The sequence below is a fragment of the Bordetella genomosp. 13 genome, from assembly GCF_002119665.1.
Lineage (GTDB): Bacteria > Pseudomonadota > Gammaproteobacteria > Burkholderiales > Burkholderiaceae_B > Bordetella.
In genome coordinates this window covers 3223366-3248636 of record NZ_CP021111.1, presented here as the reverse complement: position 1 = coordinate 3248636, position 25271 = coordinate 3223366, and the positions used below count along the sequence as shown (strand labels likewise).

Annotated in this window: 24 protein-coding genes; 16 read left to right on the top strand and 8 right to left on the bottom strand. The window is 68.2% G+C overall.

What is annotated here, in order from left to right:
* Positions 1-382 precede the first annotated feature (382 nt).
* Positions 383-1669, bottom strand: a complete 1287-nt coding sequence (locus CAL15_RS14565) for an MFS transporter (protein ID WP_086079258.1) — start codon at positions 1667-1669, stop codon at positions 383-385.
* A 93-nt stretch (positions 1670-1762) separates the two neighbouring features.
* On the opposite strand from CAL15_RS14565, the gene CAL15_RS14560 reads away from it, so the two are divergent.
* Complete coding sequence (locus CAL15_RS14560; RefSeq protein WP_086079257.1) at positions 1763-2359, top strand: TetR/AcrR family transcriptional regulator; 597 nt, start codon at positions 1763-1765, stop codon at positions 2357-2359.
* A 76-nt stretch (positions 2360-2435) separates the two neighbouring features.
* On the opposite strand, the gene CAL15_RS14555 is transcribed toward CAL15_RS14560, so the two are convergent.
* Positions 2436-2894, bottom strand: a complete 459-nt coding sequence (locus CAL15_RS14555; protein WP_086079256.1) for a carboxymuconolactone decarboxylase family protein — start codon at positions 2892-2894, stop codon at positions 2436-2438.
* Between the two features lie 30 nt (positions 2895-2924).
* On the bottom strand, positions 2925-3653 hold the full coding sequence (locus tag CAL15_RS14550; protein ID WP_086079255.1) for an SDR family oxidoreductase: 729 nt from the start codon (positions 3651-3653) through the stop codon (positions 2925-2927).
* A 202-nt stretch (positions 3654-3855) separates the two neighbouring features.
* Between CAL15_RS14550 and CAL15_RS14545 the strand changes: the two genes are divergently transcribed.
* Entirely contained in the window at positions 3856-4770 is a 915-nt protein-coding gene (locus tag CAL15_RS14545; protein WP_232467978.1) for an AraC family transcriptional regulator, read from the top strand.
* A 120-nt stretch (positions 4771-4890) separates the two neighbouring features.
* Here the strand turns inward: CAL15_RS14545 and CAL15_RS14540 are convergent, their stop codons facing one another.
* Positions 4891-5778 carry an alpha/beta fold hydrolase gene (locus tag CAL15_RS14540; protein WP_086079254.1) on the bottom strand — a complete coding sequence of 296 codons (888 nt, stop codon included), beginning with the start codon at positions 5776-5778 and terminating at the stop codon, positions 4891-4893.
* Positions 5779-5880: 102 nt separating this feature from the next.
* Here CAL15_RS14540 and CAL15_RS14535 point away from each other — a divergent pair, with 102 nt between their 5' ends.
* A complete protein-coding gene (locus CAL15_RS14535; RefSeq protein WP_086079253.1) occupies positions 5881-6780 on the top strand; it encodes a LysR substrate-binding domain-containing protein in 900 nt (299 codons plus the stop codon).
* A gap of 202 nt (positions 6781-6982) precedes the next feature.
* On the opposite strand, the gene amt is transcribed toward CAL15_RS14535, so the two are convergent.
* Together amt and CAL15_RS14525 are read right to left on the bottom strand one after the other, a co-directional pair.
* Positions 6983-8221: an ammonium transporter gene (gene amt, locus CAL15_RS14530; protein ID WP_086079252.1), complete on the bottom strand. Its 1239-nt coding sequence runs from the start codon at positions 8219-8221 to the stop codon at positions 6983-6985.
* A gap of 36 nt (positions 8222-8257) precedes the next feature.
* Positions 8258-8596 (bottom strand): P-II family nitrogen regulator, encoded by a 339-nt coding sequence (locus CAL15_RS14525; protein ID WP_029579579.1) that lies wholly within the window; start codon positions 8594-8596, stop codon positions 8258-8260.
* A gap of 566 nt (positions 8597-9162) precedes the next feature.
* On the opposite strand from CAL15_RS14525, the gene CAL15_RS14520 reads away from it, so the two are divergent.
* The 6 genes from CAL15_RS14520 (at position 9163) to CAL15_RS14495 (ending at position 15045) form a co-directional block, all read left to right on the top strand.
* Positions 9163-9432 carry an accessory factor UbiK family protein gene (locus CAL15_RS14520; RefSeq protein ID WP_198299058.1) on the top strand — a complete coding sequence of 90 codons (270 nt, stop codon included), beginning with the start codon at positions 9163-9165 and terminating at the stop codon, positions 9430-9432.
* Between the two features lie 226 nt (positions 9433-9658).
* The gene (locus CAL15_RS14515) at positions 9659-11164 is read left to right on the top strand and encodes a YifB family Mg chelatase-like AAA ATPase (RefSeq protein WP_086079251.1); all 1506 of its coding nucleotides are present in this window, start codon (positions 9659-9661) and stop codon (positions 11162-11164) included.
* Positions 11165-11230: 66 nt separating this feature from the next.
* On the top strand, positions 11231-11623 hold the full coding sequence (locus CAL15_RS14510; RefSeq protein ID WP_086079250.1) for a cupin domain-containing protein: 393 nt from the start codon (positions 11231-11233) through the stop codon (positions 11621-11623).
* A gap of 57 nt (positions 11624-11680) precedes the next feature.
* On the top strand, positions 11681-12652 hold the full coding sequence (locus CAL15_RS14505; protein ID WP_086079249.1) for a Bug family tripartite tricarboxylate transporter substrate binding protein: 972 nt from the start codon (positions 11681-11683) through the stop codon (positions 12650-12652).
* Positions 12652-13878 carry a CaiB/BaiF CoA transferase family protein gene (locus CAL15_RS14500; protein WP_086079248.1) on the top strand — a complete coding sequence of 409 codons (1227 nt, stop codon included), beginning with the start codon at positions 12652-12654 and terminating at the stop codon, positions 13876-13878. Before CAL15_RS14505 ends, CAL15_RS14500 begins: the two co-directional genes overlap by 1 nt.
* Positions 13879-15045: an acyl-CoA dehydrogenase family protein gene (locus CAL15_RS14495; RefSeq protein WP_086079247.1), complete on the top strand. Its 1167-nt coding sequence runs from the start codon at positions 13879-13881 to the stop codon at positions 15043-15045. It begins immediately after the preceding gene.
* A 115-nt stretch (positions 15046-15160) separates the two neighbouring features.
* Here the strand turns inward: CAL15_RS14495 and CAL15_RS14490 are convergent, their stop codons facing one another.
* A complete protein-coding gene (locus CAL15_RS14490) occupies positions 15161-17482 on the bottom strand; it encodes an acyl-CoA dehydrogenase (RefSeq protein WP_086079246.1) in 2322 nt (773 codons plus the stop codon).
* A gap of 186 nt (positions 17483-17668) precedes the next feature.
* Between CAL15_RS14490 and CAL15_RS14485 the strand changes: the two genes are divergently transcribed.
* The 6 genes from CAL15_RS14485 (at position 17669) to CAL15_RS14460 (ending at position 23927) form a co-directional block, all read left to right on the top strand.
* Positions 17669-18646, top strand: a complete 978-nt coding sequence (locus tag CAL15_RS14485; protein ID WP_086079245.1) for a Bug family tripartite tricarboxylate transporter substrate binding protein — start codon at positions 17669-17671, stop codon at positions 18644-18646.
* 4 nt (positions 18647-18650) lie between these two features.
* Positions 18651-19598, top strand: a complete 948-nt coding sequence (locus tag CAL15_RS14480) for a LysR family transcriptional regulator (RefSeq protein WP_086079244.1) — start codon at positions 18651-18653, stop codon at positions 19596-19598.
* Between the two features lie 58 nt (positions 19599-19656).
* Positions 19657-20610: a Bug family tripartite tricarboxylate transporter substrate binding protein gene (locus CAL15_RS14475; RefSeq protein ID WP_086079243.1), complete on the top strand. Its 954-nt coding sequence runs from the start codon at positions 19657-19659 to the stop codon at positions 20608-20610.
* Positions 20611-20627: 17 nt separating this feature from the next.
* Positions 20628-21860: a CaiB/BaiF CoA transferase family protein gene (locus tag CAL15_RS14470; RefSeq protein WP_086079242.1), complete on the top strand. Its 1233-nt coding sequence runs from the start codon at positions 20628-20630 to the stop codon at positions 21858-21860.
* A gap of 69 nt (positions 21861-21929) precedes the next feature.
* Complete coding sequence (locus CAL15_RS14465) at positions 21930-22721, top strand: enoyl-CoA hydratase/isomerase family protein (protein WP_086079241.1); 792 nt, start codon at positions 21930-21932, stop codon at positions 22719-22721.
* Positions 22722-22850: 129 nt separating this feature from the next.
* Entirely contained in the window at positions 22851-23927 is a 1077-nt protein-coding gene (locus CAL15_RS14460) for a DUF481 domain-containing protein (protein ID WP_086079240.1), read from the top strand.
* A gap of 80 nt (positions 23928-24007) precedes the next feature.
* On the opposite strand, the gene CAL15_RS14455 is transcribed toward CAL15_RS14460, so the two are convergent.
* The gene (locus CAL15_RS14455) at positions 24008-24748 is read right to left on the bottom strand and encodes an IclR family transcriptional regulator (RefSeq protein ID WP_086079239.1); all 741 of its coding nucleotides are present in this window, start codon (positions 24746-24748) and stop codon (positions 24008-24010) included.
* A gap of 325 nt (positions 24749-25073) precedes the next feature.
* On the opposite strand from CAL15_RS14455, the gene rpmI reads away from it, so the two are divergent.
* Positions 25074-25271, top strand: a complete 198-nt coding sequence (rpmI, locus tag CAL15_RS14450) for a 50S ribosomal protein L35 (RefSeq protein ID WP_006387997.1) — start codon at positions 25074-25076, stop codon at positions 25269-25271.

The window sequence follows — 25271 nt, the reverse complement described above, 5'->3', positions numbered from 1 at the left end:
CGTCAAGGCGCGCGGCGGCCGTGACGATGAAGGAATGCGGAAGTTCGGCGGGATGGGCGGGCGCCGGGCGGGGCGCGCGACGCGACGCAGGCGTCCCCATGCAGGGACGCCACGCGCAGCGGCGATGTGGGCGGCGGCGCCGCAGCGGGCTTGCCGTGCCGGGGTAGAGGCTGCGCGGGAAGGGCAGCCTCGCGGAGGAAGCGCCACGGACCTGTGGGACGTGGCGCGGTGGTACTGGGAGGTTCGGTGGTCATGGGCGAGGACGGTGCCGCCGCGTGGTCGGCGGCGGCCGGAAATGCGGAACCGTCCTTTTCTTACGGAAAGCTGAATAGTACAGGAGGGACGCCGATTTGCAATGGGCGTCCGGCGGCGGGACGCCGGCTCAGGCGGGCTGCGTCTGCGCTGCGGGCCGGCGCCGGACCAGCAGCGCGATCACCGCGGCAGCCAAGCCGGTGATGCCCGCCAGCACGAAGGCCGTCAGATAGCTGCCCGTGGTCTGGCGCACGAAGCCGCCCATCCACGCTGCGCTGGCCGCGCCCAGCTGGTGTCCCGCCACGATCCAGCCGAACACCACCGGAGCGTCGCGCTCGCCGAAGGCCTCGGTGGTCAGCCGTAGCGTGGGCGGCACGGTGGCGATCCAGTCCAGGCCGTAGAAGATCGCGAAAATCGACAGGCTGTAGAACGAGAAATCGGAATAGGGCAGGTACATCAGCGAGAGCCCGCGCAGCGAGTAATACACGAACAGCAGCTTGCGCGGGTCGTAGCGGTCGGTCAGCCAGCCCGAGGCGGTGGTGCCCACCAGGTCGAAGATTCCCATCAGCGCCAGCAGGCCGGCCGCCTGCACTTCGGCGATGCCCTGGTCGCCGCAGAGCGCGATGAGGTGTGTGCCGACCAGGCCGTTGGTGGTGAAGCCGCACACGAAGAAGGTGGCGAACAGGTACCAGAACACGCGCGTGCCGGCGGCCCGCCGCAGCACGCCGAATGTGGCGGCCACCATGCCCGTGCGTAGAGCGGGCGCGCTGGGCGCCGCGTCCGGCTCGCTGCCGTAGGGCGCCAGGCCCACGTCGGCGGGACGGTCGGGCACCAGCAGCCAGGCCAGCGGCACCACGGCCAGCGCGCCCGCCGCCACCATCCACACCACGCGGGTCCAGTCGCCGGACGCCGCGAGGGACGCCAGCACCGGCAGGAACACGAGGTTGCCGGTGGCGGTGCTGGCGGTCAGCAGGCCCATCATCAGGCCGCGGCGCTTGACGAACCAGCGGTTGACCACGGTGGCGCCCAGCACCACGGCCACCGCCCCGGACGCCATGCCGGAGAACAGGCCCCAGGTGGCGAGCAGGTGCCAGGTCTCGGTCATGTAGGCGCTGGCCGCGCTGGAGGCCGACATCACCAGCAGGGCGGTGATCAGCACGCGGCGCAGCCCGAATCGCTCCATGGCCGCGGCCGCGAACGGCCCCATCAGTCCATAGAAGAAAATGCCGATGGCCGCCGACAGCGAAATCGACGAGCGGCTCCAGCCGAACGCTTCTTCGAGCGGCACGAGCAGCACGCTGGGGGTGGATCGCAGCCCGGCGGACACCAGCAGCGCGAGGAAGATGACGGCGACGACCACGAAGGCATAGCGCTGGCCCAGGCGGGGAAACACGGAAGTACGAGGGGAGGGAGTCATGTTACTGACCGGTACGTATCAGGAGAGGCGTATAATACGTACCGGTCAGTAACGTCGTCAAGACGCCAGATCGTCTTTTTTTCGGAGTCGTCCATGTCGAGCAAAACGCCATCCACTGCCGAGGCCCGGCCGGCGCCGGCAGCCGACCGCATCCGCCGCAGCGCCCGCGAACTGTTCTATCACCAGGGCATACGGGCGGTGGGCGTGGACGCCATCGTGGCGGAGGCCGGCGTCACCAAGCCCAGTCTCTATCGCAGTTTCTCGTCCAAGGACGAGCTGGCCGCGGCTTACCTGCGCGACTACGAGGCCGAGTTCTGGGCGCGCCTGGACCAGGCCGCGGCCGAGCACCCGGACGACCCGCGAGCGCAGATCCTGGCCTACTTCCAGGGGCTGTCGCAGCGCGCCGCGCGTGGCGGCTCGTACCGGGGTTGCGGGCTGAGCAACGCGGTGGTCGAGTATCCCGAGGCGGACCATCCGGCGCGGCTGGTGGCGGTGGCGCACAAGCGCGAACTGCGTACGCGGCTGGTGGCGCTGGCCCGCGACATGGGCGCCCGCGATCCCGACGTGCTGGGCGACGGCCTGCTGCTGCTGCTCGAGGGGGCCTTCGTGTCGGGCCAGATATTCGGCAAGGGCGGTCCGGTGGTGCATCTGCGCGAGGTGGCCGATCGCCTGATCGCGGCAAGCCTGTAGCGCGACAGCCCCGGCTGCAGCGGCATGCTTTGCCGGTGCGGCCGGGACGGTGCATCCCAGGCTGCCCAATGCAGGACTATTCGCCCGCGGCCTCGCGCCGCTCTTCGAACAGTTCCGCCAGCACCTGCGATGCCGAGATGGCGCGCGGGAACCCCGCCGGCACGGTCACCAGATAGATGACCTCTTTCAACTCTTCCTCCGTCACGCCGATGTTCAGCGCGTAGCCCGCGTGCACGCGCATCGTGCCGGTCTCGCCCAATGCGGCCATGGTGGCCACGGCGACCAGTTGGCGCGTGCGGTCGTCCAGGCCGGGACGGCTCCAGACGTCGCCCAGCGCATAGGCTTCCGTGGCTTCGGCCAGGAACGGGAACTCGCGCCGCATCGCCTCGAGGGCCGGCTGCTCCTTGCCCTTGTTCAGGTGGCGGATGACGTCCGCGCCGCGCTGGGCGCGGGCTTCGACGGTGGTGGCCTGGGCCAGGCCCGAAATGCCGGCGGCCAGCGCCAGCGCAGTCAGTGTGGACAGCAGTCGCTTCATCGGGTTCTCCATCCGGAAAGGGGGCAGGCCTTACACGCAGGCCGTCGGGCGCACCACGATTTCGCTGGTGTCCACGTCGGCCGGCTGGTCGATGACGTGCGCGATCGCGGCGGCGATCGCCTCGGGCTTGAGCGCGATCTGGCGATAGGTGCGCATGGCTTCGGCGGCGGTCTCGTCGGTGATGGTGCTGGCCAGCTCCGACTCGACCACGCCCGGATAGACGCAGGTCACGCGCAGCTTGTCGTTCTCCTGCCGCAGGCCGTCCGAGATGGCGCGCACCGCGTACTTGGTGGCGCAATACACCGCGGCGGTCGGCACCACGTACAGTCCGCCGATCGACGACACGTTGATGATCTGGCCGCTGCCCTGCCCGTGCATGGTGGGCAGTACGGCGGCCACGCCATGCAGCACGCCGCGGATGTTCACGTCGATCATCCGGTCCCATTCGTCGACCTTCAGCGAGGCCATGGGCGACAGCGGCATCACGCCGGCGTTGTTGACGATGACGTCGATGCGGCCGTGGCGCTGCAGGGCGAAATCGGCGAAGGCCTGCACGTCGGCACGGCTGGTCACGTCCAGGGCGCGATACTCGACCTGGCCGCCTTCCGCGCGCAGCGTTTCGGCAAGGGCCTGCAGCCGGTCGGTGCGGCGCGCGCCGATCACCAGGCGATGGCCGCGGGCGGCGAGCATGCGGACGGTGGCGTCTCCGATGCCGCTGCTGGCGCCGGTGACGAGGATGACTTTGGATGGTGCGGACATGGAGGTCTCCTGAGCGGGGACGGCCGGTGGCGCGGGATGCGCCGCAGCGGTGCTCGTCCATGGCTTCCATGGTAGGAAACGAGGCCGGCCGCGCGAAGGTCGGTTTCTCTCCGAAGCTTGCCTAAAAATATCCTGAAGCCGACAAACGGTGCGCCGTCCTGCTATCTTCTGGCCTATTGCTGGCATTTCTACAGGGCACGCGATGGACCAGGCCACGTATATTCCTTCCGCGCGGCAGGCGCGCATGGTCGAGCTGCTGAAGCAGCTCGCGCCCACCGAGGGCTACACGCGCTCGATGTTGGAAGGCGTGTTGTACATGCGGGCGAACCGGCCGGTGGCGCGCACGCCGGCGCTGTACGAACCGAGCATCGTGCTGGTGATCCAGGGCTGCAAGCGCGGCTTCCACAACGGCAACATGTACGTGTACGACGCCCAGCATTATCTGGTGCTGTCCGTGCCGCTGCCCTTCAACACCGAAACCGAGGCCAGCCCCGAAGCGCCCATGCTGGGGCTGGCGCTGCGCATCGATCCGGTGATGACGGCCGAACTCGCCATGGGCCTGGACGAAGGGCCTGCGCGCGCCGAGTCCGCGCCGGTGGCGCTGTATGCCACTCGCATGGAGGACAAGCTGTCGGACGCCACGCTGCGTCTGCTCGAGGCCCTGGCCTCGCCGGCCGAGGCCCGCCTGCTGGGCCCGTCCATCCTGCGCGAGATCACGTATCGCGTGCTGACCGGCGAGCAGGGCGGCGGCCTGCGCGCGGCCATGCAGCAGGGCAGCAGCTTCGGCAGGATCGCGAAGGTGCTGCGGCGCATCCATGCCCAGTACGCCAGCAACCTCGACGTGAGTTCGCTGGCCGACTACGCCAACCTCAGCGTGCCGGCGTTCCATGCCCAGTTCAAGGCGGTGACCGCCACCTCGCCGATCCAGTACATCAAGGCCATGCGCCTGCACGAGGCGCGCCTGATGATGATCCGCCAAGGCGTCAGCGCGGCCAGCGCCGCCGGCCAGGTCGGCTATGAAAGCCCGTCGCAGTTCAGCCGCGAGTTCAAGCGGATGTTCGGCCGCAGCCCCAGCGAAGAGGCGCGCAGCCTGAAGGAGTTGCTGGCGCTGTCGTAGGCCGCCAAGAAAGGGCCGGTGTCGAGCCATGCGTGCAAAATACGCTGGGTTTGAAAGCCTATACGCGGCGATAAGTCAGCTCGTGCCCTCTGCGTAGGAGCCGTCGTTGTGGGCCGCCACTTACTTCAGGCAGAACTGCAAGATGGCGTCCGCGACTGATTGCCCCGCTTCGCGCTGCGGGAAATGCCCCACGCCATCGAGCACCTGCCGCTCGTAGCGGTCCTGGAAGAACGCCTCCCGCCCCTTGGAACTGTCGGGGTGGTTGCAGGTGTCGGCGCCACCGTGCAGCACCAGCGTCGGCACCGACAGCACCGGCGCCGGATGCAGGCGCGCCTCATCCCCAGCGTAGGCCGGATCGCCCTCGGCGAAGCCCCAGCGGTGGCGGTAGGAGTGCAGCACGATCTCGGCCCAATCCTTCCCCTGGAATGCGCGTGCCGCTTCGTCGAAATCGGCGGGGTCGTACCAGCCCGCCGGCGCCCAGGTGTCCCACATCATCCGGGTGAATGTCTCGCGCTCGTCCTGCACCACGCGGGCGCCGCGCGGCGTGGCCATGTACCAGTGATACCAGTAGTTGCGCGCCTGCGGCAGCGCCAGCGGCTGGTTCGGATCGTTGGTGCCGTAGCCCACCGACAGCATCACCAGATGCGAAGCCACGCCATCGCGCAGGCCGCAGGCGTTGGCCGCCGCGCGTGCGCCCCAGTCATGGCCGATCAGCGCCGGGCGCTCCAGCCCCAGCGCGTCGATGAAGTCGAGCAGGTCGCGGCCCAAAGCGGACAGCTGGCCGCTGCGGGGCGTGGCGGCGTCACGGAACCGCGTCGGCGCGAAGCCGCGCAGCGCCGGCGCCAGCACGCGATGGCCGGCATCGGCAAGCGCTGGGGCGACGGTCTTCCAGCACTCGGGGCTGTCCGGCCAGCCGTGCAGCAGGATGGCGGTTCGCGCTCCCTGCGGGTTCCATTCGAGATAGGCAATGTCGAGCCGTTCGGTCGCAGCGAAGTGGTAGTTGTGCACGGGCTTTTCCTCATCATGACGCTGGGTCAGCGTAGCTGGACGGCTCAATTCGATTAGAGAATAATCATTCATCATTGATGATTTTTCGCGTTGAATGTCCGGATGAGCACATACCGCGACGCCGATGGCCCGCCGCTGGAGACCGTGCTGTTGCGCACCTTCCTCGAGATCGTGGACAGCGGCAGCTTTGCCACTGCCGCCGAGCGGCTGGCGTTGACGCCATCCGCGGTCAGCGGCCACATGCGCCGCCTGGAGCAGATCACCGGTGCCAGCCTGCTGGCCCGCACCACGCGCCGCCTGGAGCTGACCCAGGCCGGCGACACCTTGTATGCCTATGGCCGCAACATCCTCGATCTGGAGCGCGAGGCCCGCGCCAAGCTGCGGGGCACGCCGCTGCGCGGTCGGCTGCGTATAGGCGCCTCGGAGGACTTTGCCGGTGCCTGGCTGCCCCAGGTGCTGCAACGTTTCCGGCAATCGCACCCCGAAGCTACGGTCGAGCTGAAGGTGGGCATCACCGCCAGCCTGCTGCGTCAGCAGGAACGTGGCCGGCTGGATCTTGTTTTCGGCAAGCAATGCAGCCGCATCGAAGGCAGCGGCACGCTGCTATGGGAAGAACCGCTGGTCTGGGCTTATGCGGCGGATCAGCCCCTGACGGCCAGCGAGCCGCTGCCGCTGGCCGTCTTCCCCGAGCCGTGTGTGTACCGCGAGTCGGCCGTGACCGCGTTGGCCCAGACGGAGCGCACCTGGCGCATCGTCTTCGAGAGCAGCAGCATGGCTGGGTGCCTCTCGGCCGCGCGTTCGGGCTTTGCGGTCACCGTCATTGCCGACAGCCAGCGCAGCGAAGGCTTGCGCGTGCTGGGCAGCGAAGAGGGACTGCCCGCCCTGCCGGCGGCGCGCTTCTACGCTTTCACCAGCAAGGACAGCCCGGCCAGCGCGGCGCTGATCGAGGCGGCCCGACGCGCCGGCCAGGGCCGCTTCACTGCGCGCGCGCTTCGGGACTGACGGACGCCGAGACGGCGTTCGCGGATCGCTGTCGACTGCTGTAGCGGGCTTGGGCGTAGTCCAGCGACATGCCGAGCTGGAGTCATCGTGAGACAAAAAACGGCGCCGCATGTTGCGGCGCCGTTCGTACTGCCAGCCTTTGCGGCTTTTTTCCCCCGGGGGTTGCAGGGCGGGCGTATCGTGCCCGCCTCTGTCGTCGTTCTCAGCTGTGGTAGGCGGATTCGCCGTGGCTGGTGACGTCCAGGCCTTCGCGCTCCTGGTCTTCCGGCACGCGCAGGCCGCACAGCATGTCCGCCACCTTGTAGGCGATCCAGGCCACCACACCCGACCACACGATGGTCAGCAGCACGCCTTCGAGCTGCACCCACACCTGGCCGGCGATGGCGCCCACGCTGTCCAGGCCCGGGCCGCCCAGGGCCTTGGCGTTGAACACGCCGGTCAGCAGGGCGCCGACGATGCCGCCCACGCCGTGCACGCCGAACACATCCAGCGCATCATCGGCACGCAGCATGCGCTTCAGGCCGTTGACGCCCCACACGCAGATCACGCCGGCGGCGATGCCGATCACCAGCGCGCCCACCGGGCCGACCAGACCGGCGGCCGGGGTGATGCCGACCAGGCCGGCGATCGCGCCCGAGGCAGCGCCCAGCATCGAGGGCTTGCCCTTCAGGGCCCATTCGGTCAGCGTCCACGCCAGCACGGCGCCCGCGGTGGCGATCATGGTGTTGAAGAAGGCCAGCGTGGCGCCTTCGTTGGCGGCCAGCGCCGAGCCGGCGTTGAAACCGAACCAGCCCACCCACAGCAGCATGGCGCCGATGAAGGTCATGGGCATGTTGTGCGGCTGCATGGCTTCGCGGCCGTAGCCCACGCGCTTGCCCACCACGTAGGCGCCCACCAGGCCGGCCACGCCGGCATTGATGTGCACCACGGTGCCGCCGGCGAAGTCCAGCGCGCCCTGGGCATTCAGCAGGCCGGGCGAGGTTTCGGAAATGAACCACACCATGTGGGCGATGGGCACGTAGGCGAACGTGAACCAGATCGCCGTGAACACCAGCACCGCCGAGAAGCGCGCGCGCTCGGCGAAGCTGCCCACGATCAGCGCGCAGGTGATGCCGGCGAACGTGGCCTGGAAGGAAGCGAACAACAGCTCGGTCAGCGTGGCCGACATGGCGTAGGTGCCATCGGCCGGTGTGAACATGCCTGAGAAGAACACTCGCGAGAAACCGCCGAAGAAGGCGTTGCCTTCGGTGAAGGCCAGCGAGTAGCCGTAGATGAACCACAGCACGATGCCGAGGGCGAAAGTGCAGAGCACCTGCATCAGCACCGACAGCACGTTCTTGCTGCGCACCAGGCCGCCGTAGAACAGCGCCAGGCCAGGGACCGCCATCATCAACACCAGCAGTGTCGAGACCAGCAACCAGGAGATATCCGCTTTATCCATTTCCAATGGGCTCCAATGAGTCTTTCTCTTATTGCTTTACAGCGCAGCTTCCCCGGATTCGCCGGTTCGGATACGAATGACTTGCTCCAGCGGAGCGGTGAAGATCTTGCCGTCCCCGATCTTGCCGGTACGGGCGGCCTGCTCGATGGCTTCGATGACCTGGTCGACCAGGTGGTCGGGCACGGCGGCTTCCACCCGCAACTTGGGCAGAAAGTCGACGGCGTACTCGGCGCCGCGGTACAGCTCGGTGTGGCCTTTCTGGCGTCCGAAACCTTTCACCTCGGTGACGGTCAGTCCCTGGACGCCGATGCCGGACAGAGCCACCCGCACTTCGTCGAGCTTGAAGGGCTTGATGATGGCGATGACGAGTTTCATGGCTTTTCCTCTCATGGTTGCGCGTAGGCATCGGCAATCAAGCAAGATCCATGCCATGTTTGCCTCGTCGACTCGCGCGGCAAGGAGCACCCGTCGTGCGCCGCGCTTGTGCATGACTTGGTGCACATGTGCATCGATATGGGGCATTGCCGCCCGTTGCTCGCACCAAAATGGGCCTGCGCGCATCGACACGTTCGAATGTTTGCAACCAAGTATGATTCGCGCCCGAAATTTGTAGCAAATTGCTGGCACCCTACGTCGGGCGCGTCCAGGCGCTGATACGCGGCATTACAGCTGGCGCTTGTGAGGGCAGGGCGTCTCGTGAAGAATCAATGACACGTGGTCGCAGCGATGCGCCGCGTTCGGTCTGGGCAACCGGACCGACCAGGGGTGTGCCTGATGGCAGCTTCTAGGAATCGCTACGGCGATTCGGTTTTTCTCCTGTGCTTTTGAAAGGCGGCATCGCTTCGGCGGGCCGCTTTCTTTTTGCCCGGGCCCTGCCGCTGCGGCGCAACGCGCAAGGCTCTACACTGACGGGTGTACGCCAGTATTCGAGGAACAAGGCCATGATGAATCGCACGCAATGGATGGAAGACCTGCAGAAGAACCTGTCCGACCTGATCGCGCGCAGTCCCGCTGCCGACCTCGAGCGCAACGCGCGCGCCATGATGACGCAGGCGTTCTCGCGCCTGGACCTGGTGACCCGCGAAGAGTTCGAGGTGCAGACCGACCTGCTGGCGCGCGCCCGTATGCGCGTGGACGAGTTGTCCGAGCAGGTGCAGCAGCTGCAGGCGCGGCTGGACGCGCTGGACGCGCGTAGCGGTCCTCAGGGCTGAGCCACGCGGAAAGAAAACTTCACGCGGCCCCGGGCCGAAGCGCACCGGACGGTCGCCGGGCGGTAGCCGTCGGTCCAGCCGACGCGCCGCCTCGCCCGATTGCCATCTCTCCACGCACTACCTGATCTGGCAGGCGTTCAGCGTGACGTTCCCGTCACGCTGCGGGCAGCCGAGCGCCTGCCGGCCGCGCATACTGGCTCGCTCACATCCCCGAGCGAGCCCTCAGATGACCCTAGCCGTATTCGCCAGCCGCGCCTTGTCGGGGCTGGACGCGCCCGCCGTGCGGGTCGAAACCCATCTGGGCACCGGCCTGCCGTCGTTCAGCGTGGTGGGACTGCCCGACGTCGAAGTGCGCGAGAGTCGCGAACGCGTGCGCGCGGCGCTGGCCAATAGCGGTTACGAGTTTCCGCCAGGCCGCATCACCGTCAACCTGTCGCCGGCCGACCTGCCCAAGGCGTCGGCGCGTTTCGATCTGCCCATCGCGCTGGGACTGCTGCTGGCATCCGGACAGTTGAGCCTGCCGGCGGACATGCCCGCGCACACGTTGGCCGACGTGATACTGGCGGGCGAGCTGTCACTGACTGGCGCGCTGGTGCCGGTGGCTTCGCCGCTGCCCTTGGCGCTGGCCGTGGCGCGCGAGCGCCCCGGCGCGGTGCTGGTGCTGCCGGCGGGCAGCGCGGAGACGGCGGCATGGGTGCCGGGCCTGCGCGTGCTGGCCGCGCGCACGCTGGCCGAGGTGGCCGCGCACCTGGCAGGCACGGCGCCGCTGCCCGAGGCGCGGCCCGCCGCCTGGCCCGCCGCGGCGCCGCCGCCGTGCCTGTCCGACGTGCGTGGGCAGCCGGCCGCGCGGCGCGCGCTGGAAGTGTGCGCCGCCGGCATGCACAGCCTGCTGATGGTGGGGCCGCCCGGCGCGGGCAAGAGCATGCTGGCGCAACGGCTGCCCGGCCTGTTGCCGCCGCTGCGGGTGACCGAGGCGCTGGAGACGGCGGCCATCGCGGCGCTGGCCGGGGGCGCCGTGCCGCTGGGCCAGCCTCCGTTGCGCGCGCCGCATCACACCGTGTCTGCCGTGGCGCTGGTGGGCGGCGGCGGCAAGCCGCGGCCGGGCGAGATCAGCCTGGCGCACCATGGGGTGCTGTTCCTGGACGAACTTCCCGAGTTCGGCCGGCGGGCGCTGGAATCGCTGCGCGAGCCGCTGGAGACAGGCAGGGTGGCCATCTCCCGGGCGTTGCACCAGGTCGAGTATCCCGCTCGGTTCCAACTGGTGGCGGCCATGAATCCCTGCCCGTGCGGCTGGCGCGGCCATCCCACGCGTCCGTGCCGCTGCAGTCCCGAGCAGGTGGAGCGCTACGCCGGCAAGGTCTCGGGACCGCTGCTGGACCGCATCGACGTGCACCTTTCCATTCCACCGGCCGACCTGCGCTGGCTGGATGAACCGCCTGGCGAGCCTTCGGCGGCGGTGCGCGAACGCGTCATGCGATGCCGGCAGCGTCAGCTCGACCGGCAGGGCATGCCCAATGCCGGCCTGCAAGGCGCAGATCTGGAACGGTACTGTCCCATGCCCGTCGCCGCGCGCAATCTGCTGCAGCAGGCCATCCGCAAATTGGACGGGTCGGCACGCGCTTTGCACCGCGCGCTGCGGGTGGCCCGCACGCTGGCCGATCTCGAGCAGGCCGACCAGATCGACGCCCGGCACGTCGCCGAAGCCGTCCAGTACCGCCGCGCATCCGTATAAGTGCGCCTTGCATTTATGATTTCCGTATACGAAAATATTTTTCATCACACAGAAAAAGGAGTCACCATGCCGAGCACTCCCCGCTGGCTGGTACGCGAGGCCGACGTGCCGGGCTATCACCCCGCCAACCACACCGGCACGCTGAACCGGCGGCTCATTGGCCCGGCCACCGTCGGGTCTCGCCATGTCGAGGTGCTGCTGGGCGTCATCGAGAAAGGCAGCGGCGCGCTACCGCACGCGCATCCCGGCATCGAGCAGGTCTGCTATCTGCTCAGCGGCACGGCGCGGGCGCAGGTGGGCGACGAGTCGGCCGACATGGCCGCCGGCGACTGCTGCTATTTCCCTCCCGATGTGCCGCACGTGTTCACCGTCACCAGCGACACGCCGGCGCGGCTGCTGGTCATCTACACCCCGCCTTACGAAGAATCGCCCGACCGGGTGATACGCGGCGCCGCATAGCGCCGGTTTTTGCCGCTGCTGAAACCGGCGGCTCTATAACGACATACAGGAGACAACATGCACTTGCGAACCTTGCTCGGCGCTGCCGCGCTGGCCGCCGCCGCACTCTGCGCGGGGCCGGCCGCCGCGGCCGACGCCTATCCGTCGCGCCCCATCACGCTGGTCGTGCCTTTCCCCGCGGGGGCCGGCACCGATGCCGTCGGCCGCATCTTCGCCGGCGAACTCGGCGCCATCCTGGGACAGCAGGTGGTGGTCGAGAACCGGCCGGGCGCCAATTCCACCATCGCGGGCAACTTCGTGGCGCGCGCCAAGCCCGACGGCTACACCTTGTTCGTCACCACCAATACCTCGCACTCGGCCGCTCCCTGGCTGATGAAAAGCATCCCGTACGATCCCGTGAAAGACTTCACGCCGATCGCGCGCGGCGGCAACCTGCCGTTCATGCTCGTGGTCAATCCCAAGCGGCCGTACAAGAGCGTGGCCGAACTGGTCGAGTACGCGCGCAAGAACCCGGGCAAGGTCACCTATGCCAGCGGCAACAGCACCGGCATCGTGGCCGGGGCCACGCTGGCGCGCCGCACCAACACGCAGATGCTGCACATTCCGTACAAGGGCACGCCGCAGGCGCTGACCGACGTGGTGGGCGGACAGGTCGACTTCATGTTCACCGACCTGACCTCGGGCATGCCCTTCGTGCAATCTGGCCAGCTGCGCGCGCTGGCCGTGTCCACCGCGCAACGCAGCACCATCGTGCCCGACCTGCCTTCGATGCGCGAAGCTGGCGTGGCCGACTTCGACCTGAACTCCTGGAACGGCTATTTCGGCCCGGCGGGCATGCCGCCCGAGGTCGTCGCGAAACTGAACCAGGCCATCAACCAGGTGGTCGCCAAGCCCGAGGTGCGCCAGCGGTTGGCGAGCCTGGGTTTCGATGCGTTCAGCGGTACGCCGCAAGAGTTCGCCGCCTTCGTGGGCCAGCAGCTCGAGCTGTGGGGCAAGCTGATCCGCGACGCGGGCATCCAGCCGGAATGATGGACGCAACGCTACCCGAACCGGGCCAGGCCGGCCCGCTGGCCGGCCTGCGCGTGCTGGATCTCAGCGCGGTGGTCATGGGACCCTACGCCACGCAGATGCTGGGCGACCTGGGCGCGGACGTCGTCAAGATCGAGCCTCCTGCCGGCGACAATCTGCGCGCCGTGGGACCCATGCGCAATCCCGGCATGGGGCATCTGCACCTGCACCTGAACCGCAACAAGCGCTCGCTGGTGCTGGACCTGAAGACCGAGGCCGGACGCGATGCCTGCCTGCGCCTGGCCGAGGGTTGCGACGCGCTGCTGTACAACATCCGGCCGCAGGCCATGGCGCGATTGGGTCTGTCGTATGAGGCGGTGGCGGCGCGCAACCCGCGCATCGTCTACGTGGGCGCCTATGGTTTCAGCGAGGCCGGCCCGTACGCGGGGCGGCCCGCCTACGACGATCTCATCCAGGGCCTGGCAGGCCTGGGCGACCTGTCGCGGCGCCAGGGGTCCGACGTGCCGCGCTATGCGCCGTTGACGCTGGCCGACCGCAGCGTCGGCCTGCAGGTGGCCATCGCCCTGCTGGCCGGCGTGCTGCACGCGCGGGCCACGGGCCGCGGCCAGGCCGTGGAAGTGCCCATGTTCGAGGGCATGGCCCACATGGTGCTGGGCGACCATCTGGGCGGCGCCACCTTCGATCCGCCGCTGGGACCCACCGGTTATGCGCGCCTGCTGGCCGAGCATCGCCGGCCCTACGCCACGGCCGACGGCTACATCTGCCTGCTGATCTACAACGACAAGCACTGGCGCGCCTTCTTCGACCTGATCGGGCGGCCCGAGCTGCGGCAGGATCCGCGCTTCTGCAACCATACGGCGCGTGCCGCGCATATCGACGAGGTCTATGCCTATGTGGCGCAGGTCATGCTCACCCGCGGCAGCAAGGCCTGGCTGGACGAACTGACGCGCGCCGACATTCCCGCGGCGCCGCTGTACTCGGTGGAAGACCTGATCGGCGACGCACACCTGCAGGCCACCGGCTTCGTGCGCAGCGTGGATCATCCCACCGAAGGGCGCCTGCGCACCCCCGCGCCGCTGGGCCGCTATGCGGCCACGCCCACCGCGCTGCGGCGCCCCGCGCCGCGCCTTGGCGAGCATGGCCGCGAGATCCTGCGCGAGGCGGGATTCGACGACGCGGCCATCGATCGCCTGATCGCCGAACACGTCACCATCGGAGACGCATAGATGGATTTCGAGCTTTCCCCCGACCAGACCGCGCTGTGCGACGCGATCGCCCGCGTCTGCGCCCGCTACCCCGACGAATACTGGCTCGAGCGCGATCGCGACGGCGGCTTTCCCCATGACTTCCATGCCGATCTGGCGCGCGACGGCTGGCTGGGCATCGCCATGCCGCCGGAGTATGGCGGCGCCGGCATGGGAATGACCGAGGCCGCGCTGATGATGCAGGCCATCGCGGCGTCGGGCGCCGGTTTCACGGGCGCCTCGGCGGTGCACATGAATATCTTCGGGCTCAACCCGGTGGTGGTGTTCGGCTCGGATGAGCAGCGGCGCCGCTGGCTGCCGCCCCTCATCGCCGGCGAGCACAAGGCCTGCTTCGCCGTCACCGAGCCCGATGCCGGCCTGGACACCACCAAGCTGACCACCCGCGCCATGCGCGAGGGCGACGCGTATGTGGTGCACGGCCGCAAGATCTGGATCTCGACCGCGCAGGTCGCGCACAAGATGCTGCTGCTGGCGCGCACCACACCGGTGTCCGAGGTGGCCAAGCCCACGCAGGGGCTGTCGCTGTTCTATACCGACCTCGACCGGGAACGCGTCGAAGTCCGCGAGATCGACAAGATGGGCCGCAAGGCGGTGGACTCGAACATGCTGTTCATCGACGGGCTGCGCATCCCCGAGGAAGACCGCATCGGCGAAGAGGGCAGGGGTTTCGAATACATCCTGCATGGCCTGAACCCCGAGCGCATCCTCATCGGCGCCGAGGCCGTGGGCCTGGGGCGTGCAGCGCTGGACCGCGCGGTGCGCTATGCGGGCGAGCGCTCGGTATTCGGCCGGCCCATCGGCCAGAACCAGGGCATCCAGCACCCGCTGGCGCAGGCCTGGATGCAGCTCGAGGCGGCCAACCTGATGGTGATGCGCGCCGCCAGCCAATACGACGCGGGGCTGCCCTGCGCGCCCAGCGCCAACGCCGGCAAGTACCTGGCCGCGGAAGCTGGCCACAACGCCTGCCAGACGGCCGTGCTCACGCTCGGCGGCATGGGCTATGCCAAGGAATATCACGTCGAACGCCTGCTGCGCGAAAGCTACATTCCGCGCATCGCGCCGATCAGTCCGCAGCTGATCATGTGCTTCATCGCCGAGAAGGTGCTGGGGCTGCCCAAGTCGTACTGATCCGCGCTTCTACCGCGGCCGCACACTACCCCGCCCACGTGCCTGCGGGTCTCCACCGCCTCGTGTGCCGGATCGCGCGGCGATGGATCGGGCGGATCCCGATCCCGGTTCGAGGCTAGCGGCTGGGCAGACCCAGCACGGCCTTGGCGACGATGTTGCGCTGGATCTCGCTCGAACCGCCGTAGATCGTCGTGACCAGCGACTGCAGAAACGGCGCGCAGGGCACGAGTTTCGTGCCGTCCGCCATGGGCATGCCCTGCCATGTCGCACCGGCCTCGTCGGCCCAGTGGACGATCTCGCGGGCGATGCGCACATAGGTCTCGGTGGCCAGCACTTTCAGCGCGGAGACCGACGGCGGCAGTAGTTCGCCGCGTCGCACGATGTCCGCATAGCGTCCGTACAGGGCCTCGAGTTCGCGCACCGCGCCCAGCAGTTGCCCATAGACCTGGCAGAACTCGGGCAGGTCGTACAACGCCTGGCTTTCGGCCAGTTGTTCCAGATGGTGCAGCGCCTGCCTGGACTGTTGCGGGCTGCCGGCGAAGATGCGTTCATAGCCCAGCAGGTCCTTGGCGATGCTCCATCCCTGGTTGGGCGCGCCCACCAGGTTGGCCCGCGGCACGCGCACGTTCTCGAAGAACACCTCGCAGAATTCCTCTTCGCCGATGATGTTCGTAATGGGCCGGATCGTCACTCCCGGCGTGGCCAGGTCGATCAGCAGGAAGCTGATGCCGGCCTGCGGCTTGCCCGTCTTGTCGGTGCGGACCAGCGCGAAGATGTGGGTGGCGTCGTGCGCCAGGGTGGTCCAGATCTTCTGGCCGTTGACGATGAAGTCGTCGCCGTCGGGTATGGCCTCCGTCCGCAGCGAGGCCAGGTCCGATCCGGCATTGGGCTCGGAGTAGCCCTGACACCAGATGTCCTGACCGGACAGGATGCGCGGCAGATAGCGTTCCTGCTGTTCGGGCGTGCCATGCTTGATCAGCACCGGCCCCAGGTTGATGATGCCCTGGTCCGGCAGTCGCGCGGCGCCCCAGTTCTCCATTTCTTCGAAGAAGACCAGGAGCCTGGCCGGCGAAAGCGCCATGCCGCCGTGCCGGCGCGGCCAGGCCGGGGCCAGCCAGCCCCGCTCGGACAGCTTCATGTACCAGTCGCGCACCTCGTGCAGCCGCAGGCGGCGCGGCACGTGGCGCAGCTCCTGCGGGTAGTGCTCGCGCAGGAAGGCGCGCAGCATCAGGCGGAACCCGTCTTCCGACATGGCCTCGTAGTCGTCGCCCTCCGCGGCCGGACCCTCGGGCTGCACCGGGCCACCCTGGTGCTGGGCCAGCGCCAGGTGGCGGGCCTGCAAGGTGCGGGGGCTGCCCAGCCAGCTGGCCAGGTGCAGCGCGCGTTTCAGGTACAGGCCCACGTCGTACTCGTCGGTGTAGCCGATGGCGCCGTGCAATTGCACGGCCTCGCGGCACAGCGCGATGACGCGTTCGGCGATGCGCGACTTGGCCAGCGCGGCGGCGCGCGGCAGGGCGGCGGGTTGCGCGGCGACGTCGTGATAGGCCTGGTCCAGCAGGGCGCCGCAGACCATGACGCTGATGTAGGCGTCGACCATGCGATGCTGCAGGGCCTGGTTCGCGCCGATGGGTTTGCCGAACTGCACCCGCGTGTTCAGGTAATCCAGCGTCATCGTGTAGACGCGGCGCGCGATGCCGTACAGCTCGCTGCATTGCAGCAGGCGCACCGACTCGATGGCGTGCTGGCAGGCACGGTCCACGTCGGGACCTTGCGCCAGCAGGCGTTCGGCGGGCAGGCAAGTGTCGATGTGCAGCGTGCACAGCAGGCTGCCGTCCGCGCGCGCCTCGGTATCCACCGTCACGCCCGCATCGTCCGGCTGCACCCAGACCAGCGTGGGCAGGGCGCCCAGGCGCGCATGCAGAAGCCACCCGTCGGCGCCCGCCGGCGCGACCCAGCGTTTCGCGCCCACCACGTGGATGCGCGAGCCGTCGCGGCTGACCGAGGTCGATACCGAGGTCGGTACGACCTCGCCCGGGTCTTCCTGCCAGGCCAGGCCCAGTACGGTGGCGCCCGCGAGGACGTCCCGCAGCAGTCCGGCGGCGGTCGGCTGTCCCGCGATGGCGGGCAGCACCAGGGCGGCCATCACGCCGCCGCCCAGGTAGGGCTCGGGCAAGGGGGAGGCGCCCACGGCGGTGGCGATGGCGCCCCAGGCTTGCAGGTCCAGGCCCAGGCCGCCTTGCGCCTCGGGCACGCCCGCGGCGATCCAGCCCGCCTCGGCAAGGTCGCGCCACGTCTGGCGTTCCCAGCCTGGATTCGTCGCGCGCAACTTGCGCAGCCGGCCCAGGGGCGAAAGCCGGCCAAGCAGGTCTGCGGCCGCGTCCATGAACTCGGCATGGCGGGACAGGGGGCCGAACAGCGTATGGGAGTCGAGTGTCATTGAGATCCTTCCTGGATGCATGCGGGAAGCATTGCCTGCGTGGCGGAATTCTAGGTAGGAACCGGTGGGCGGTTCATAACGGAAAGCTAAGGACTGCTATCAGGAATTCCATGTCTCCACATGGCGGCGACTCCTTAGAATTCCCCATGGATTCAGAACAGCCGCATAGGCGAGGAGACAAAGGCGATGGGCACCTGGAAGACATGGCTGGCGGCCGGCATCGGCGGGCTTGCATTGAACCTGGCTTGCGCGGCGGCATCCGCGCAAGCGGCCGATTCCGCGGACGCGCAAGTGGAGCGCATCGTGGTGCCCTATGCGGTGGGAGGCATCACGGATCTGTACGGACGCGTGCTGGCCGAGCAGCTGCAAGAGGGGCAGAAGCAATCCGTCCTGGTCGACAACCGGGCCGGAGGAGGGGGCGCCATCGGCACTGCCTTCGTCGCCAAGAGCAAGGGCGACGGCCGCACGCTGTTGTTGGGCAGTGTCGGCACCGCCACCAACCCCGCCATGATCAAGGCCCTGCCGTACGAGCCGCGCGATATCGTGCCCGTGGCGCAGGTCGCCATCAGCCCGTTGATCCTGTACGTGCGATCCGGCCTGCCGCAGGATCTGCCAGGGCTGATCGCCTATGCGAAGCAGGAGCCGGGGCGCATGACGTTCGCCAATTCCGGCGTCGGGTCGAGTCCCAACCTGGCTGCCGCGTTGTTCGCGCGGCAACTGGGCCTGCGTGTCACGCATGTCAGCTATCGCGGCACGTCCGCCGCGATCAACGATTTCCTGGGCGGCCAGGTCGACGCGTACTTCGACACGGCGCAGGCGATGCCGCACGTGCAGTCCGGGCGCATCCGCGCCATCGCGGTGGCGGCCCCCGAACGCCTGGCCGAGGTTCCGGACTTGCCGACGCTGGACGAACTGGGCGTGCGCGGTGTCTATGCCTCGAGCTGGTGGGGCATCTTCGTGGCCGCCGGGACGCCGCAACCCGTGGTGCAGGCCTTGCAGTCCCGCTTGCGCCAAGTGGTCGAGAACCCCGTCGTGAAGCAGCGCGCCGCCGACATGGGCGCGGTGGCGATCTACCGCGACCAGGCCGCATTCCGGGCGTTCTTCGACAGCGAGGTCGAACGCTGGAGCGCCATCATCGCCGCCGAGAAACTGTCCGCGCAGTAAGCCCATGGCCAAGACCAACGAAGTCCAGGGCTGGGACTTGCGCGCGCTGCGCATCTTTGCCCGCGTGGCGCGCAGCGGCAGCATCACGAAGGTGGCGATCGACCTGGGCGTGAGCCAGCCCGCCGTCAGCCGCTACCTGTCCATGCTGGAAAAGCAGTGCGGCGGCTATCTGTTCACCCGCAACGGCCGTGGGGTCGGCCTGACGGAACTGGGCCAGCAGGTGCTGCCCGTGGCCGAACAGGTGCTGGCCGGCGCGGACGCGCTGAGCGACGTCGTGGCCGCGGCTCATGGACGCGTAACCGGAACGGTGCGCATCGGCACGCTCCCGTCGCTCAGCGAGGCGCTGATCGTGCCGCTGCTGCTGCGCGTGCAGAAAGAGTATCCGGGCATCCACATGCAGATCGTCGAGAGTGCGGCCGGCCAGATCGAGACCTGGCTGCAACGGCGCGAGATCGACATCGGCCTGCCGTACCGCAGCCACGATGCGCTGGGCAGCGACGAGCAGGTGCTGCTGCGCCTGCCTTCGTACCTGATCGGACCGCCGGGCGACCAGGTGACGGCCGGTCCGCAGGTGCCGTTCGTCCGGCTCGACGGCCTTCCGCTGGTGCTGTCCCGCAAGCCGTCTTCGGTGCGCATGATGCTCGACGAGATGGGACGACGCCACGACGTGGACATCCGCGTCCCGGTCGAGGCGGACTCCGGCTTCATACAGAAGCAGATGGTGGTCAGGCGGGCCGGCTACACCGTGCTGCCCTGGCACACGGTCTGCGCCGAGGTCGAGCGCGGCGAGCTGCAGGCTGCCGAGATCGTGCAGCCCAGCGTGCTGCGCATGGTGTCGCTGATGCTGACCGACCGGCCCACGCAGGCGGTGAAAGTGGTGACCCGGCTGTTGCACGAGGTCGTCGAGGCTTCGCTGGCCAGGCTCGATGCGCTGCCGCCCGAGCATGACTGAACCATTTCCAGATATCACAACGAGCCTGCGACCGCGGGCATGCACCGAGGAGACAACCATGCTTAGATTCCTGATGCGCGTCTGCGTGCTGGCGCTTGTGGCCGGCGCGGCGCACGCGGCGTATCCCGACCGCCCGATCCGCATGATCGTGCCGTTCGCGCCCGGCGGCGGCGCCGACCTCACGGCCCGCGTGGTGGCGGACACCCTGAGCAAGAAACTGGGGCAGCCGGTCATCATCGAGAACAAGGCCGGCGCGGGCGGCGTGATCGGCGCCGCCGCCGTGGCGCGTTCGGATCCCGACGGCTACACGCTGCTGTACACCACGCCCGGCCAGCAGATGACGCTGCCCTATCTGATGAAGAACATGCCCTACGATCCGGCCGATCTGCGCCCGGTGTCGCAGGTGTCGCTGGCGCCCAGCGTGCTGGTCGTGAACAAGAAGCTGGGCGTGACGTCGCTGCCCCAGCTGATCGAGCTGGCAAAGAAGCGGCCGGGCGAACTGAATTTCGTCAGCGCGGGCATAGGCGCCTCGAGCCACCTGAACGGCGAACTGCTGCAGATGCTGGCGGGTATCAAGCTGCAGCACATCCCGTACAAGGGCACCGGCGATGCGGTGAAGGACCTGGTGGGCGGCAACGGAGACATCGCCATCGACACCGTGGGCATCTACACGGCGTTCATCAGCGACGGCCGCCTCGTCCCGCTGGGTGTGACCACCACCGAGGAACTGCCGATGCTGCCCGGCGTGGCGCCGATTTCGCGGGCGCTGCCGGGCTACGACGCGTCGCCGGTGAACTACATCACCGTGCCCAAGGCCACGCCGGAGGCCGTGGTGCAGAAGCTTGCCGGCGCCCTGCAGGCCACCATCGCCGAACCCGAGGTCAAGAAGCGCATGCTCGAGCAGGGAATCCTGGCCATCGCCAATACCCCCGAGCAGATGGCGGACCTGCTGCGCAAAGAGCAGGCCCGCTGGCGCGGCGTGATCGAGAAAGCCGGTATTCAGAAACAATGAGCGGAGTCCCCAGCACCATGCCGTCCCAGCAGCCTCATCCCTTGTCCCACATCCGCGTGCTCGACCTGAGCCGCGTGCTCGCCGGTCCATGGGCCAGCCAGACCCTGGCCGACCTGGGCGCATCGGTGACCAAGATCGAACAGCCCGGCGTGGGCGACGATACGCGGGCCTGGGGCCCTCCGTTTCTGCGCAGGCCCGATGGGGAGAAGTCCGGCGAGTCTGGCTACTACCTGATCTGCAATCGCGGAAAGCGCTCGGTGACGATCAATCTGAAGTCGCCGCGCGGCCAGGCGCTGGTGCGGCGCATGGCGCGCGAGGCGGACGTGGTGCTGGAGAATTTCAAGGTCGGCGTGCTGGACGGCCTGGGCCTGGGCTACGAGCAACTGCGGGCCGAAAATCCTCGCCTGGTCTATTGCTCGATCACCGGCTTCGGCCAGACCGGGCCGCGCGCCCGGCAGCCCGCCTACGACTTCATGATTCAGGCGATGAGCGGCCTGATGAGCATCACCGGCGAATCGGATGATCGCCCAGGCGGCAGCCCGATGAAGATCGGCGTGCCCATGGTCGACCTTATCACCGGCCTGTACTCGGCCACGGCCATCCTGGCCGCGCTGGCGCGGCGCGAGGTGAGCGGCGAAGGCGAGTACATCGACATGTCCATGCTCGACGTGGGCGTGACGCTGCTGGCGAACCAGGCCATGAACTACATGCTGAGCAATCAGGTGCCGCCCCGGCGCGGCAACCGTCATCCCAATATCCAGCCGCAGCGGGTCTATCAGTGCCGCGACGGCAGCATCATCATGGCCGTCGGGTCCGACGCGCAGTTCGAGAAGCTGTGCCGCGTGCTGGGGCAGCCCGAGATGGCGCGCGACGAGCGCTTCCGCACCAATGCCGGCCGCGTGGAGAACCTGCCGCTGCTCGACCAATGGCTGGACGAGCAATTGATCCAGCACGACAAGGGCGCGCTGCTGGCGGCGCTGGAGCGCGAGGGCGTGCCGTCCGCGCCGATCAACGACATCCGCGAGATCTTCGAGGATCCGCAGGTCCGGCATCGCGAGATGCGTTTTTCCGTGCCGCACCCGGACGGCATGGACATGCCGCAGGTGCGCAGTCCGTTCCGCTTCCGCCATGCCTCGCTGCGCCTGAGCGACGGTCCGCCCACACTGGGGCAGCACACCGACGAGGTGCTGGCCGAACTGGGGCTGTCCGACGCCGAGATCTCCGACCTGCGTGCCGAGCAGGCAATCTGATTGCCGGTCGTGGCCGCGGCCACCCGGTGTCCATCCGCAATCCATCATCGCTGCCGACAGAGGAACGACATGTCCGACACGCCCGATTACCGCTTCGACACCCTGCACGTCGAATTGAAGGACCATGTGGCCACCGTGTGGCTGGATCACCCGCCCGTCAACGCCGTGAACACGCAACTGCTGCTCGACCTGACCCTGGCCATGGACCAGTTCGGCCAGGACCCGGCCGTGCGCTGCGTCGTGCTCACGGGTCGCGGGCGCGTATTCTGCGCCGGCGCGGACCTGAAGAACCGCGGCCAGATGCTGGATGCACCGGGCGGGCTGGCGCAGCACTCGCGTCGCACGCGCGAACTGTTCCATGCCATCCGCGAATGCCCCAAGCCCGTCATCGCCGCTTTGAACGGGCCGGCCCTTGGCGCGGGCCTGGGCATCGCGGCATCGTGCGACATTCTGCTGGCCGCCGAAGGGTCATGCCTGGCATTGCCCGAGGTCGACGTCGGCCTGCTGGGCGGCGTGAAGCACGCGCAGCGCCTGTTCGGCCATTCGCGGCTGCGCCGCATGATGCTGACCGGCATGCGCGTATCCGGCGAAGAGTTGTATCGCCTGGGCGTGGTCGAGGCCTGCGTGCCGGCCGATCGGCTGTTGGAAGAGGCCGCGTCGATTGCCGGCCAGATCGCTGCCAAGAGCCCGGTGTCGGTGCAGCTGATGATCCAGACCGCCAACGCGATCGAGGACATGAGCCTGCGCGACGGCTATCGCTACGAGCAGGACATGACGGCGCAGGTGGCCCGCAGCGAGGATGCCCGCGAGGCGCGCCAGGCTTTCCTGGAGAAGCGGGCGCCCGTTTTCAAGGGGCGTTAGGAATGGCGGGGGGGTTCTTTCCAGGTCATGTCGGACCGGAAAGGCTTGGAGGCGTTCTGGAAAGGCTTGTAGTGTGTGCGCAGCGGCATTTCTTTAGGATGCTGGGTTTCGCTGTCAGCCCACGTGCCCATGCTCCATCTGCGACGGATTGCTTCATGCCTGCCACGCTTCATCGTATTGGTCCTGCTGTACGGCGCGGGTGGCCTGGCATTCGCGGATACCGTATGGCTGAACAACGGTGACCGCATCTCGGGCACCATCCGGTCGCTGGATGCGGGCAAGCTGCTGATACATACCGATTACGGCGGCGAGATCCGCATCGCCATCGAGAAGGTCAAGACCATGCAGAGCGATGGCGAGCTGGTCTTGCGCGACGAAGAATACGAGCGCGCGTACCGGGCGACGCTGAAGCCGGCGCAGGCGGGATCGGTGGTCGTGTACGGCGCCCAGGGCGATGGCGATGGCGATGGCGATGGCGATGCGGTCGAGGCCCCGCTCGGCGAGCCGCTGCCGCTATCGTCGCTCAACAGCGCCGTGCGGCCTCGCCCCTTCCTCAATGATGCGCTGTTCACGGGCCGGCTGGACCTGGCCGCGAACCTCAAGAGCGCGTCCACCGACACACAGGATTACTCGGCTGCCCTGCAGGGCGGGTTGCGGCACGGGCTGTGGCGGCACGCGCTGAACGCCACTTACGCCCGCAGCGAGGAAGACGCCAGCGTCAACACCGACAACTATGGCGTCGACTACACGCTGGACCGATTCCTGTCCAAGCAAGCCTTCTGGCAGGGAAGGGTGCTGCACAGGCGCGACTGGGTGGAAGACCTGAACCGCCAGACCGCCTACGGCACCGGGCCGGGCTATCAGTTCTGGGACGACGAGCGCGGCGCTTTCTCGCTGTCGGCGCTGTTCGGACGCGTGCACTATGGCTACTCGGACGGCGGCAGCGACAACAGCTATGCCTACAGCCTGAGATGGGATTACGTGCACTATTTCAGCGGCAAGCAGTTCGAGCTGTTCGCGCGCGGCGAGCTGCTGCGCCCGTTCGACGGCGACGCCGACGTGTCGGTCTCGGGCGAAATGGGCGCGCGCTACAACATGAACAGCTGGCTGTCGCTGTACATGAAGTACGCCCGCAACCAGGTCAGCAGTTCAAGAGAGTCGCTGAACGAATCGATCTACAGCACCGGCATCGGCGTGCGCTGGTAGGGCTCACTGCAGCCGCCGCAGCCGCAGTCACAGCCACAAGGCGCGGGTCAGGCGGGCTGGCCGCCGCGCTAGCCGCCGCGCTAGCCGCCGCGCTGCTCCAGCGCCGCGCAGGCCTCGCGCAGCAGCGCCGCATATTCTTGCTGGCGGGGTTCGATGCGCTGCACCGGACCTCCGATGGAGATGGCGTAATGCTCGCCCGACAGCGCCACCGGCCAGGCGACGGCTCCGACGTCGGCGATGGACTCGCCGATGTTGGCGAACCAGCCCCTGGTCCGCGAGCGCGCCAGTTCGTCCTCGATGGCGTCCACGCTGACCAGCGTGCGGTCGTTGTAGCGGGTAAGCGGGCGGCGCGACAGCAGTGCCCGGCGCCTTTCCTCCGTCAGCGTGGACAGCAGCGCCTTGCCCAGCGAGTTGGCATGCGCCTCGCGGAACTCCCCGGCCATGGCCACGTAGCGTATGGTGTGCGGCGAATCGAGTACGTCCAGATACACTACGCGTCCCTCGGCGTCGAGCTTGGCGATCACCACGGTTTCCTGCGTGGCCTCGCGCAGCTGGGCCAGCCGGGGGTAGGCCCGGTCCAGCACCGGATCGGCGCGGGCGATGGCCTGCGCCATGGCCAGCAGGCGCGACGTGGGGTAATAGCCCTGGCGGCGGCCGGTCTCGTACAGGTAGCCCAGGTCGGTCAGCGTGCGTATCAGCGCCAGGCAGCTGGACACCGGCACGTCGGACAGGCGGGCCAGCTCCGACAGCGACAGCGGGCGTTTCTCGCGCGCGTAGATTTCGATGATTTCTATGACTCTCAGCGCGGTTTTGACGCTCATGGCGGGGAAAAGGGTCGACAGGGCGGCCCAGCGGGGCTGCCGCCGGGATGGTTGCGGGTATGGTACCTGAGGGGCGGCGGGGGGCTCCCATGCGCGCCCGGCCGCCCATGCCCCGCGGCGATTCGACACCACTGGCAAAATTGCCATATAATCAAAGACTTTTCCGGATTTGCCGCAGTTGATTCGACCATTGAGTCGCCAGCCGCGGTCGCTTTGCCTGGAAAAAACCAGAAGTGGCGCAGGTTCGACAAGTTTTGCCTCGGGGCTTTTTCATCCGCTGCAAGCACCTGTCTGCCATGCAATATCAACACACCCAGGAATCATCATGCCCAAGATGAAAACCAAGAAAAGCGCTGCCAAGCGCTTTCAGGTTCGCGGCAGCGGATCGATCAAGCGCGGTCAGGCGTTCAAGCGTCACATCCTGACCAAGAAGACCACGAAGAACAAGCGCCAACTGCGCGGTTCCGCCGCGGTCCACGAAACCAACGTCGCCTCCGTCAAGGCGATGATGCCGTTCGCTTGA